This is a genomic window from Staphylococcus delphini (assembly GCF_900636325.1).
GTDB classification, from domain to species: Bacteria; Bacillota; Bacilli; order Staphylococcales; family Staphylococcaceae; genus Staphylococcus; species Staphylococcus delphini.
Window position 1 is genome coordinate 73,566 of record NZ_LR134263.1, and the last position, 12,689, is coordinate 86,254.

Genomic DNA, 12,689 nt, shown 5'->3' on the forward strand with positions numbered 1-12,689 from the left:
TTTTTAAGGGGTGTTATCTTTATGAAAGAACAAGATTATAAAATTCTATCTTTGCTTTATCGGGAGAAAAATTTAACGAGAGTAGCAGAAAAACTGTTTATGTCGCAACCTGCTTTGACTTACCGTATTAAGAAAATTGAAGAAGAGTTTGGGATTCATTTAACGAATAAATTTGGTAAAAACATTGAATTTACAACAGAGGGCGAATATTTAATTCAGTTTTCTAATAGAATTTTACATGACATTCAGAACTTAAAAAACAGCATTAGCGAAATTAAAGCTTCACGTCCGCAGAGCTTTAAATTAGGTGTGAATAACAATTTTATTCTTTATCACTTACCTAATATGATAAAAGATTATGCACAAGCGGGACATGTGCTCAATATGAATGTTGAGAGTGGCTGGAGTTCCGATATATTACAAAAACTTGAAAATAATGAATTAGACATTGCGATTGTGACAGGTGATTATCAGTGGCATGGGGAGAAAATATTTTTAAAACGAGATCCTATTACATTGATTAGTAGTCATCCTATCGATTTTGAAAATTTGTATAAAGCACCAAGGATTAACTATAAGCCACGAAAAAATTATAAAGCTTATGTTGAACTTGAGAATTCAATCACGAAATTAATTAATGATTGGTGGCAGACACAGTATGATGAACAAGCGCACATTATCATTGAATCTGATCAAGTGGCATTTTGTAAACAGTTAGTTCAAGCAGGGGTGGGTTATTCGATTGTGCCGCACTCATGTATTGAAAAAGGGGAAAAGTTTTATCAATATCATTTAAAAGATGAAGAAGATAAGTACATTTATAGAAAAACATGGCTATTTTATAGAACATCTATTCAGAAAAATAGCCACATATATCATTTTATAGAGTTTTGTAAGAGTTATTTTGATTAAGGTCCGTAATTAATAAATACAGCGATAATTAAAAAGATAGTGCCGACGAGTGTCCACCAAAGTACAAGAGGGAAAGCAAATCTCAGCCATTTTGTCCAAGGAATACCACCTATGGCAAGGACAGACATAAGCACCCCAGAGAAAGGTGTAATGATGTTAGTAATGCCGTCACCAAGTTTAAAGGCAAGTACAGTCGTTTGTCGTGTGAGTCCAATCATATCACCAATAGGACTCATGATAGGCATAACGATAGATGCTTGCCCACTACCAGAACTGACAAGAATGTTGAAAAACCAGTTGAACGCAAACATAGCTAATGCGCCTATTGTAGTAGGCAAATCTTGCATATGTGCAGTCGCTGCATGTGTAATCGTATCTAAGACGTGAGCATCTTTAAAGATAACAATGATTGAGCGTGCAACACCAATAATCATCGCACCGTAAGCTAATTTTCTAACCCCTTCCATAAATGTTTTGATAAAGGCATTAGGAGAAATCCGTTCAACAAAAGCAACGAGAATGGCAGCAATAATAAAAATAGCTGATAATTCTTTGACCGCCCATTTGTAATGGAAGACACCATATAAAAAGACACCAATCGCACCAATAAAAATAAGAATGATGAGAAAATGCTTTTTATTGAATTTTTCATACGTTGGAATTTGTGCGTCATTAACAACTGGGAAAGGATTGTCTCGCAAAATACTTTTAGAGGGATCTAAACTAATTTTACGTGTATACCAGATAATATAAATGATAGTCACAATAATGAGTGCAATGAAAATGATAATTCTGTACCATGCACCAGAGAAAAGTGGAACACCTGCGATTCTTTGCGCCACACCCATAATCGCAGGGTCAAATGTACCGACCGCACCGCCAGCAAAGTTACCGAGGTAAACCATGGACACCCCTACGATAGCATCTAAATTTAACGCCTTTGCTAACATAATACCAATCGGAATAAACGCGATAACGGTATTGCCTGACACACCAACTTGATGCATCACACCAAATAATAATGATATGACAATGATTAAGACATATTGGTTCCCTTTTGTCTTTTCGACTAAAGTTTGGATACCACTATAGGTTGCGCCGGTTGAATCAATAATCGCAATTGCTCCGCCGATAATAAGGACTAAGAAAATAATGTCTGCACTTTCTACTAAACCATGTGGAATGGCAGTGAAAAAGTCCATAATGCCGGTGGGGTGCTTTGGTGTCGCGTGAAAAGAGTTTGGAATGATTTCTTTAATACTTCCTACAGCTTTTCTTTTATATTCCCCTGAAGGCAGAATGTATGTGAGCAGTGCGGCAATAATGGACATCGTAAAAATAATGACGATTGCATCAGGGAATTTTTTGCCATCCTTTTGTTTCATTTCAAACACCTCAACTTTTTGTTACAACGCTTGATGAGCTTGTTTAAACTCATAGCTAATTTGATGTCTTAAATCTGGAGAAGTTAAAAAGTCTGCTACGGTATAACTTAACGCTTTGCTCGCCACTCGAATGGCATTATGGGCTTCAGTCGTTTTTCCAGCTTCCACCCAAGCTTTTGTATGGTTTGGTGTATGAAGCGGGACAAAAGCTGTCCTTAAACAAGCACCAGGTACATGATGTGTGACTAAACTGAAATCTGTTGAGCCAGTCTTTTCTCTTGGTGGTGAGATTCGAACAGCACCCGCTAGTTCAGCATTTTTTAATAAAACATCATTTAACGTTTGAACATTGACTTTACTTTCTAATTGTTTTACTGTTTTGATTCTCACTTCAGTTTCTGTAGCAAGAGCAGCTCCCTCTGCAACACGTTTCACTCGTTTTAACAATTGATTCAGATTTGAACGTTTTTCAGCTCTAAAAGAAAACTGGGCTGATGCGAACTCAGGCACGATATTGACAGCTTGCCCGCCATTCGTAATAATGCCATGCATACGTACATCACTTGTGACATGCTCTCGTAAATATTCAATCCCGTTAAATAGCATCATGACACCATCTAAAGCGCTACGACCGAGTTCGGGTGAAACGGCTGCATGAGAAGGGATGCCTGTAAATTCAAACGTCATCTTATTAATTGCCAACGACTTTGTATCAACTGTAGTACGGTCACTTCCATGCATCATGAGTGCTAAATCTAAGTCTTTGAACACACCAGCCTTTTGCATTGGTAATTTGCCACTCGTTGTTTCTTCTGCCGGCGTGCCAATCACTTTAATAATAAAACTTAAATCTGAACAAGCTTTAATAGTTGCAATTGCAGCACCGATAATAGTTGGAGCCTGAAGTTGGTGCCCACAACCATGACCTAACTGAGCCAAAGCGTCATATTCACAAATTAAACCAATCGTATAAGGTTCTTTTAGCGAGTCCATATGGTGATCAAATGTAGCAATAAACGAAGTAGGTAAATTAGCGACGTGTCGTTCTATGTCAAACCCATACTTTTCAAGAATTGCGGTAATTTGTTCAACAGCTTTGAATTCTTCATTGCCGAGCTCAGGATGATCGTGTATAAAGTCGTTAAGGTGATAGAGTTCATTTTCAATATTATGAATGACTTGGTCGATTTTTAGTTGATAAGTCATAGTGACTCCCTCCTTTTGAAAGCGCTTTCTTAGGATAAAGTTATCACTTAAAGGATATGGAGTGAAATTCAATTTTTTTAAGTCACGATAAAAAATTTTTATAGTAAAGTGTTGGGGTTGAATCGATATACAGATAGGGAGCCCAACTGGGTAAAAAGAAAATTAATGTTTCACGTGAAAACTTGGGATGAAGTAATAGGATTTTTTAGAGATAAGGTCATATGAATGAAGTCGGATGTGTCGCGTACAGTAAAAAGATGGGAGTATGGTAGCTTTGGCAATTGAATAGGCTGCGGAAATATGTTAACTGTAAAAATACATTGCACATTCCGATGAGCTTTTTGAGTACGAAGAAGTTAAGAATAAAAAAATTGAAGTGTGCACAGCTACAGCATATTCGACCAGAAGTTAAAGATTAAAGAGAAGGTGGCAGTATACAAAGGAAAAGTGGGAAATATACGATAATTACCATGAACAAGAATTGGCTTAAATGAAAACGTTCAAAAAGTGTAGAAGAGGATAATCTTGTGGATACGGTATGAATTGGGAAAAATTTATTGTATAATATCGATGATGTGTTTTGAAAATTTTTTAGTTGGTTGAAACTGAAATGTCTAAAAATTGGACAATTAGGATATTTTTAATGTTAAAGTTGTCTTAATTTCAGACGCGGTTAAATGATAGATATTCACGCTATTAAGGGATTTCTATAGCTGACTAATCGAATAGATACCCCGACATTAGGGGACGAGAACCTTCTTCACTTTCTAAAGATGTAATTCTGACATTATCAATCGAATAGATACCCCGACATTAGGGGACGAGAACTGTGCATTGTTTAAATCAGTTATTTCTTGTACTCCAATCGAATAGATACCCCGACATTAGGGGACGAGAACTATTTTGTTCCTGCAAAAAGTGTTTCAAATAATAGCTCAAATCGAATAGATACCCCGACATTAGGGGACGAGAACGCTTCATTCTCGAATTAATACGTTGCCAGTTCATGTTTAATCGAATAGATACCCCGACATTAGGGGACGAGAACCTCTAATGTGGTCAAATAAGATTAATACTTTCATTTAATCGAATAGATACCCCGACATTAGGGGACGAGAACCACATCTTCTAATTTATTTGATTTTGCATTTCCAATAATCGAATAGATACCCCGACATTAGGGGACGAGAACACCATAATGTTTTGATTACCGTTCGCAATCGAATTGTAATCGAATAGATACCCCGACATTAGGGGACGAGAACATTTTTATCTAGTGGTTATAAGTTGGTATTAGGTAAGAATCGAATAGATACCCCGACATTAGGGGACGAGAACTATCAATTCCTTTTCATTTGTTTTATTTGTTATCTTAATCGAATAGATACCCCGACATTAGGGGACGAGAACCCTGTTTCGTTCGCAATAATTTTGAGGTCACGACTAATCGAATAGATACCCCGACATTAGGGGACGAGAACTCATCAAAGTAATTAGCTAGCTCGGTGATAACTTCCAATCGAATAGATACCCCGACATTAGGGGACGAGAACATCATTTTCATCAATTCCTTTTCTTTATTATAGTTTAAATCGAATAGATACCCCGACATTAGGGGACGAGAACACGCAATTCGTCCATCACTTCTTCCGCCTGTGATTTTAATCGAATAGATACCCCGACATTAGGGGACGAGAACAATATTTAAATCCATGAAATGTACTACATAACGTGGGAATCGAATAGATACCCCGACATTAGGGGACGAGAACCTCGGTACTTTTTCAACCTAAAATGAATGCTGACGTTAATCGAATAGAATGCCCCGACATTAGGGGACGAGAACGATAATCCCGTTTTAATTTATCCTCGATATAATCGGAATCGAATAGAATGCCCCGACAATAGGGGACGAGAACTGAAAACCTTTTATAACATCTGTCATTTCTTCCAAAAATCGAATAGATACCCCGACAATAGGGGACGAGAACATTTATTACCGTCAATTTCTATTGCATATTTTTCTAATCGAATAGATACTCCGACAATAGGGGACGAGAACGAGTGGCTTGATGAATTAGATGCATACCATTTTCAAATCGAATAGATGCCCCGACATAAGGGGACGAAAACTTTTTCTTAATCTTCATCATCGTTCCTCCTTGTTTTTAATCGAATAGATACCCCGACATAAGGGGACGAAAACTTTCAGCATCATGAGAATATTCTTTTTCACTCGAATCAATCGTATTGAAACCCGGATATTAAGGGGGCTTATACCATTTATAGTATTTATAAAGTGCTTTTAAGGAGAGGTTACGATATATGGAGCGTTGAAAAATGACATAACAACATAGAAAGATGAATGCAACGTTTTAAAAATTACAAATAATTCACAATTCTATTGTTGGAAACAAAGAAATGTTGTAAAATTTAATTAACATTTTAAGCGATAAAATGGAGTCTTATACATCTTGATGAATTTTTGTATTTATTGCATATTTTTTAGTCATAGCCATTTAAAGTATATGCATTAGTGGTTTTGATTGGAATTTTGAAGAAATAATAAGCAGATTAAAGGTGTTGAGATTGGATATACTACTATATTGATATAATGACTCACTGAATCGTATTCTTGCTTTTATCTAGGGGGTGTAAAGATGAAGGATATCATTTATGTTGAGAATCATCATTTTGTCAGTGTAAAAGGGGAAAGTATCAAGTTTAAAAATATTATAGATAAAACAGAGCGATATTTTTTATTAGATGATGTCGAAGCACTGATATTTGATAGTCATAAAAGTTATTTTTCACATAATTTGATTTTAAAGTGTATTGAAAATGATATTGCTATTCTCTTCTGTGATTATAAACATTCTCCTGCTACACAAATCCTTTCCAATTATGGCATGACAAAAAGGTTACAAAGGATGCAGTCTCAGTTACAGTTTTCTGCTAAATCAAAAGACAGAGTTTGGAAGAAAATTGTAGTATGTAAAATATTAAATCAGGTCATGTGCCTCGAAAATAACACACAAGCTAGTCAAATCACGCAATATATGAAAGCGCTTACTAAAGAAGTAAGAGGTAGAGATGTAACGAATAGAGAAGCTGTTGCTGCTAGAGTATATTTTAAACACTTGTATGGACCGGATTTTAAAAGAGGTAGATTTGATGACGCGATTAATGCAGGTCTTAACTATGGATATGCTGTTGTAAGGTCTTTTATTAAAAAAGAATTAGCACTCCATGGTTATGAAATGAGTTTAGGAATTAAGCATCAATCTCTCGAAAACCCTTTTAATCTTGTAGATGACATTATTGAAGTATATCGTCCGTTTGTAGATAGTAAAGTTTATGAACTAATATTTAAAGATAATATTCAAGTTTTTAGCCTTGAAGAAAAGAAAGCATTAATTAGAGTTTTGTATGAACCTTGTATTGTTGACAAAAAGACAATGAAACTATTAGATGGCGTTAAAATGACAACTTACTCCTTAAATCAGTGTTATATAAACAACAGCGCCAAGTATTTATTACTACCACAAATGATTGAGGTGGGGATTTAATGTATTTACTCGTGTGTTTTGATTTATCAAGAGAAACCAAAGATGATCGTAAAAAAGCCAATCATTATCGACAAAGATTACTCGAGTTAGGTTTTAATATGAAACAATGGAGCCTATATGAGCGGTACATTAGTAATACATTAAGAAAAGAGAAGGTATTAGACATTTTAAAAAAAGAACTTCCAGATACAGGAGTGATTACACTTTATGTTTTGCCTGATGAAGTGAATGACAATCAAGTCACGATTCTTGGGAAAGAAGTTAAAAGAAAACGTGTGAAAGAACCAGAATTGATTTTTTTATAAGGTGGTAAAGAGATGGATAACAAGTTGACTCTCATGTATGGGGCTTTGTTACATGATATTGGTAAAGTTATTTATAGAAGCAATGCACATACATTTGCGAAAGGTACGCATTCTAAACTGGGATATCAATTTTTGAAACAATTTGAAGAATTTAATGATAAAAAATTATTAGAAAATGTGAAATATCATCATTATAAAGAATTGAAAAATGCACATATTGAAGAGAATAGTTTAGCTTATATTACATACATTGCTGATAATATTGCTAGTGGCTTGGATCGAAAAGATTTGATTGAAGAAGGTGATGAAAGCGCTTCAACCGAATTCAAATTTAACTTTGATAAATTTACGCCGTTATATAGTGTATTTAATGTAGTGAATGGCAATAACGATGAGTCAGAACAAGGTAAGTATAAGTTTAATAAAGAAAATCATGTTGAATACCCGAGTGTACGAAATACGCAATATTCAAGTAGCCACTACAACACATTAATGAAAGATATGGCATACGATTTAGAAAACAGATTGAAGTATGGTGAGGCGCACTTCGCATCATTGCTTAAATGGACAGAAAGTATGTGGCAATATATCCCTAGCTCTACAAATAAAGGGCAATTAATAGATGTTTCATTATACGATCATAGTCGGATTACTTCTGCCATTGCTACGTGTATCTATGACTTTTTAAATGAACAGAATGTCACTAATTATAAGCAAAAATTGTTTTCAAATTATAATCAAACGAAAGCATTTTATGAACAAGAAGCATTTCTTATTTTGAGTATGGATATGAGTGGTATACAAAGCTTTATTTATAATATCAGTGGTTCAAAAGCGCTTAAAAGTTTAAGGTCACGTAGTTTTTATTTGGAACTCATGTTAGAGGTTATTGTTGATGAGTTACTCAAACGGCTACACTTGAGTAGGGCTAATCTACTATATACTGGTGGCGGTCATACATATTTAATATTACCTAATACAGAGTCAGTACAAAATGCAATAACAGACTTTCAAAAAGAAATAAAAAAATGGTTTATTAAAGAGTTTGGTGTTGATTTGTCGCTTTCTGTGGCTTATCAAAGTTGTAGTGGTAATGCATTAATGAATATCGATAATCAATATAAACACATTTGGCAACAGTTGAGTCAAAAACTGTCAACTGCGAAAGCACAAAAATATGATGCGTCAGATATTATAAATCTAAATAATAAGCAAACTTTTGGTGATAGAGAGTGTAAAGAATGTCTGAGAAGTGATACGGATATCAATGAAGAAGGTCGTTGTTCAGTATGTGATAGAATAATTCAAATTTCTAATGATTTGAGAGATAAATCATTTTTTATACTGTCCGATAAAGGTGTGTTAAAGATGCCTTTTGGAAAGTATATTTCTATAGTTGATCAAAAAGAAGCTGAAAATATAATGAGAAATAATGATTCGGTTCAAATATACAGTAAAAACAATCCACATATTGGGATAGGGGTCTCTACTAATTTATGGATGTGTGACTATGATTTCTCTAGTAAGCAGCCTGAAACTAAGAGTATGGGTATCAGTAGTTATGCTGATAGAGATATAGGCATTAAACGTTTAGGTGTATTGAGAGCAGATATTGATAATTTAGGCATGACTTTTATTTCAGGTATAGATAATAGATATAATTCGTTATCTCGTACAGCTACTTTGTCTAGACAGCTTTCTCTATTCTTTAAATATGAACTCAACCAAATTTTAGAGGGATATCAAATTACAAGTATTTATTCTGGTGGAGATGATTTGTTTCTTATTGGGGCTTGGGATGACATTGTTGAAGCAAGTCTTTGTATTAATGATAAGTTCCATGCGTTTACTTTAGGTAAGTTAACTTTATCAGCAGGCATTGGTATTTATAATGCAAAGTACCCAGTTTCAAAAATGGCTTTCGAAACAGGCATTTTAGAAGAGGCAGCTAAAGTTGGAGATAAAAATCAAGTCACATTGTGGGTAGATGAAAAGGTGTATCCATGGCACATATTAAAAGACAATATATTAGGGGAGAAATATGCTCTATTAAAAGAAGCTTTTAAAAATGAAGATCACCATGGAAAAGCCTTTTTATACAAAATATTGCAGTTGTTAAGAGAAAACGACACAATACATATCGCGCGATTAGCCTATCTACTAGCTCGTAGTCGTATGTCTGATACATTTACAAGTCAAATGTTTAAATGGGCTCAAAATAATGAAGAAAAAGAATATTTGGTTACAGCACTTGAATACTATATTTACCAAACGAGGGAGGTTTAACGGAAATGATTTTAGCTAAGACAAAAAGCGGGGTTCATATTGATTTAAGATTTGCACATGACGTGATTAAAGACAATATTGAAATTAAGAAGAATAGAAAGCAACAAGAATATAATGTTCTTTTCAAAGGTTTGACCACAAGTAAACTTCGCAGTTTGATGGAACAAGTGAATCGTTTGTATACGATTGTTTTTAACAGTAACAGTGAATTGCTTTCAGATGAATTCTTAGATGAACTAGAGTATCTAAAGGTTAAGTTTTACTATGAAGCCGCAAGAGAAAAGAGTGTAGATATCTTTTTACGGAAGACATTCATGATACAAATAATAGATAAAGCAATTAAAAAGAAATCCAAACATTACTTTCTGAACTATTGTAAGTATTTTGAAGCGCTAGTTGCATACGCTAAATTTTATCAAAGGGAGGATTAAAATGTATTCAAAAATTAAAATTTCAGGAAAAATAGAAGTTGTTACAGGTCTTCATATTGGAGGCGGTGGAGAAGTGAGCATGATAGGCGCCATTGATTCTCCAGTAGTTAGAGATTTACAGACAAAGTTACCAATTATTCCAGGTAGTTCGATTAAAGGGAAAATGAGAAGCCTACTTGCTAAAAACTTTGGCCTTAAAATGAAACAAACATCACCAAACGAAGATCCTGAAGAGCTTTTAAGATTGTTTGGTTCAAGTGAAAAAGGAAATATAAAAAAAGCACGTCTTCAAATTTCTGATGCATTTTATTCTGAAGCATCACGCCAATGGTTTGCAGAAAATGATGTCTCATATACTGAAACAAAATTTGAGAATTCAATAGATCGATTGACAGCAGTAGCGATGCCACGACAAATTGAACGAGTAACTAGAGGGTCTGTGTTTGACTTTATATTTATTTATAATCTTGAAAATGAAGACGAAGTTACGACAGATTTTAATAATATTAAACAAGGTATTCTTTTGTTAGAAAATGATTATCTCGGTGGCGGTGGAACGAGAGGAAATGGTCGTGTACTATTTAAGGATGTTCATATTGAAACAGTAGTAGGTGATTATGATAGTAGTCATCTAAAGTTGAAGTAGGTGATAGCGGTGGTCATGAAAATATTTAAACTACATTTTCATACAGCTGTGCATTTTGGGAATAAAAGATTATCTGATGGAGAAATGACAATCTCAGCTGATACCTTATTTAGCGCGCTTTTTATTGAAAATTTACAATTGGGACAGAGTCAAGAATGGTTACATGATGATTTGATATTGAGCGATACATTTCCATTTGTTAATGACTTATTGTATTTGCCAAAGCCATTAATCAAAATAGAATCTAAAGAAGAAGGACACCATAAGGATTTCAAAAAAATAAAGTATATTCCTACATACCATTATCTTCAGTTTGTTAAAGGTGAATTCCATGCTGAAGATGTTAAAGATTTGAACGACATTTTTAATGTGGGTCACTATGCGCTTGAAACAAAAGTATCCTTATTAGCGCAAAGTATGAACCTAGAAGCAGAAAGTGAACCTTATTCAGTCGGAACTTTTACTTTTGAAGAAGATGCAGGGTTGTACTTCATTGCGCAAGGATCTGAAAAAACAATGGACCTTTTAGAAAAGACCTTAAATGCGTTACAGTTTTCGGGACTAGGTGGTAAGCGGAATACAGGCTATGGAAGATTCCATTTTGAAGTAATTGAAGATAGTGTCATGTCGAAACTTTTGAATCAAACTGGTAAACAGCATATTTTATTAACTACAGCAATGGCGACTGATGAAGAAATAATGGAAGCTTGTAATGATGCGCGATACCTCCTTAAAAAACGATCAGGATTTATTCAATCGACGACATATGAAGAACAACTTGTTAAGAAAAAAGATTTCTATAGCTTTGCAGCAGGTTCTGTATTTTTGACGCCTTTTAAAGGTGGTATCTTTGATGTAGGTCATAAAGGAAATCACCCAATATTTCGATATGCGAAACCACTATGGCTGGAGGTGTGATTATGGGAATTGAAACTTATGAGGTCAAATTAAAAGTGTTAGGTCCAGTTCATATTGGTGATGGTTCGATACGGACGAAACATGAGTATATCTATGATTTTTATCAATCGACGGTTCACGTAGTAAACAAAGTTAAATTAATTCAACATTTAAAAGATAAAAAGTTATTGAATAAATACTTAGTTTTTTTGAAAAATCCACCCAATAATCCCAGAGAGAGAACATTAAAGTTTTTTCTGGAGCAAGAAAAGGTTAAAAAATCAGAATGGAATAAGTTTGTGAGTTTTAGCCAACGTGTGAATCAAGGAAAAAAAGAAAATCAAAAGAATAGTAAAAAAGGCCTTAATGATATTCATTTAATGGTGAGAGATGGTCAAAATGAGGTATACATACCTGGCAGCTCGCTTAAAGGTGCACTCAAAACAATGATTGTCGCAAAATATAACAACGAAGATGATAAAACCTATTATAGTAAGATTAAAGTGAGCGACTCATTGCCTATTGAGGAAAATTGTCTGAGTATCTATCAAAAAATTGATATTAATAAAAAAGAAGTAGGGATGCCATTATATAGAGAATGCATAGAAGTAGGCACTGAAGTTTCATTTCAAATCTCTATTGAAGATCAAGTCATTTCTATAGAGGACCTTGAATCGTGCATTAAAGATTTTTATCGTAATTACTATGAAAAATGGTTGGCCGGTTTTAAAGAAACATATGGTGGTCGACGTTTTGCATTTGGTGGCGGATTTCCGGACATGGCTCAAAATAATATCATATATATTGGTGGTGGTGTAGGATTTGCGAGTAAAACGTTACACTATCAACTACATGAATATACTATAGCAAAGCGAGAATCTTTTAAGGTATTAAGAAGTAGATATAAAAATGTATATGGCAAAATGAAAGAAATCCCTAGAAATGTTCCTGTTGTTTTAAAGGGAACGGTAAATTTAGATAAAAATGAGTACTATCAACAAGGGATGTGTCAAATTAGTTTCAACAAAAAGTAAAATGTGGGAGGGTTATTT

The 12,689-nt window shown here is 34.3% G+C and carries 10 protein-coding genes and 1 CRISPR repeat array; of the genes, 8 read left to right on the forward strand and 2 right to left on the reverse strand.

Annotated features, from left to right (window positions below):
• The first annotated feature begins 21 nt into the window (after positions 1-21).
• Positions 22-912: a LysR family transcriptional regulator gene (locus EL101_RS00335; RefSeq protein ID WP_096595960.1), complete on the forward strand. Its 891-nt coding sequence runs from the start codon at positions 22-24 to the stop codon at positions 910-912.
• Here the strand turns inward: EL101_RS00335 and EL101_RS00340 are convergent.
• Both EL101_RS00340 and EL101_RS00345 read right to left on the reverse strand, forming a co-directional pair.
• On the reverse strand, positions 909-2,297 hold the full coding sequence (locus EL101_RS00340; RefSeq protein WP_096595961.1) for a YfcC family protein: 1,389 nt from the start codon (positions 2,295-2,297) through the stop codon (positions 909-911). The two genes, EL101_RS00335 and EL101_RS00340, sit on opposite strands and share 4 nt — an antisense overlap.
• A gap of 21 nt (positions 2,298-2,318) precedes the next feature.
• The gene (locus tag EL101_RS00345; protein WP_096595962.1) at positions 2,319-3,503 is read right to left on the reverse strand and encodes a M20 family metallopeptidase; all 1,185 of its coding nucleotides are present in this window, start codon (positions 3,501-3,503) and stop codon (positions 2,319-2,321) included.
• Positions 3,504-4,222: 719 nt separating this feature from the next.
• Positions 4,223-5,276: direct repeats of the CRISPR family, unit length 36 nt; unit sequence AATCGAATAGATACCCCGACATTAGGGGACGAGAAC.
• Positions 5,277-6,163: 887 nt separating this feature from the next.
• Here EL101_RS00345 and cas1 point away from each other — a divergent pair.
• From cas1 to csm5, 7 genes are read left to right on the forward strand one after another with little or no spacing between them, the layout of a single operon-like run.
• Entirely contained in the window at positions 6,164-7,072 is a 909-nt protein-coding gene (gene cas1 / locus EL101_RS00350) for a type II CRISPR-associated endonuclease Cas1 (protein ID WP_096595963.1), read from the forward strand.
• Entirely contained in the window at positions 7,072-7,377 is a 306-nt protein-coding gene (cas2, locus tag EL101_RS00355) for a CRISPR-associated endonuclease Cas2 (RefSeq protein WP_096595964.1), read from the forward strand. The genes cas1 and cas2 overlap by 1 nt, the downstream gene beginning before the upstream one ends.
• 12 nt (positions 7,378-7,389) lie before the next feature.
• Entirely contained in the window at positions 7,390-9,663 is a 2,274-nt protein-coding gene (gene cas10, locus EL101_RS00360; protein WP_096595965.1) for a type III-A CRISPR-associated protein Cas10/Csm1, read from the forward strand.
• Between the two features lie 5 nt (positions 9,664-9,668).
• A complete protein-coding gene (gene csm2, locus EL101_RS00365) occupies positions 9,669-10,094 on the forward strand; it encodes a type III-A CRISPR-associated protein Csm2 (RefSeq protein WP_096595966.1) in 426 nt (141 codons plus the stop codon).
• Between the two features lies 1 nt (position 10,095).
• Positions 10,096-10,740 (forward strand): type III-A CRISPR-associated RAMP protein Csm3, encoded by a 645-nt coding sequence (gene csm3 / locus EL101_RS00370; RefSeq protein ID WP_096595967.1) that lies wholly within the window; start codon positions 10,096-10,098, stop codon positions 10,738-10,740.
• 9 nt (positions 10,741-10,749) lie between these two features.
• Positions 10,750-11,658 carry a type III-A CRISPR-associated RAMP protein Csm4 gene (csm4, locus tag EL101_RS00375; protein WP_096595968.1) on the forward strand — a complete coding sequence of 303 codons (909 nt, stop codon included), beginning with the start codon at positions 10,750-10,752 and terminating at the stop codon, positions 11,656-11,658.
• Between the two features lie 2 nt (positions 11,659-11,660).
• On the forward strand, positions 11,661-12,671 hold the full coding sequence (csm5, locus tag EL101_RS00380) for a type III-A CRISPR-associated RAMP protein Csm5 (RefSeq protein ID WP_096595969.1): 1,011 nt from the start codon (positions 11,661-11,663) through the stop codon (positions 12,669-12,671).
• Positions 12,672-12,689: the final 18 nt, after the last annotated feature.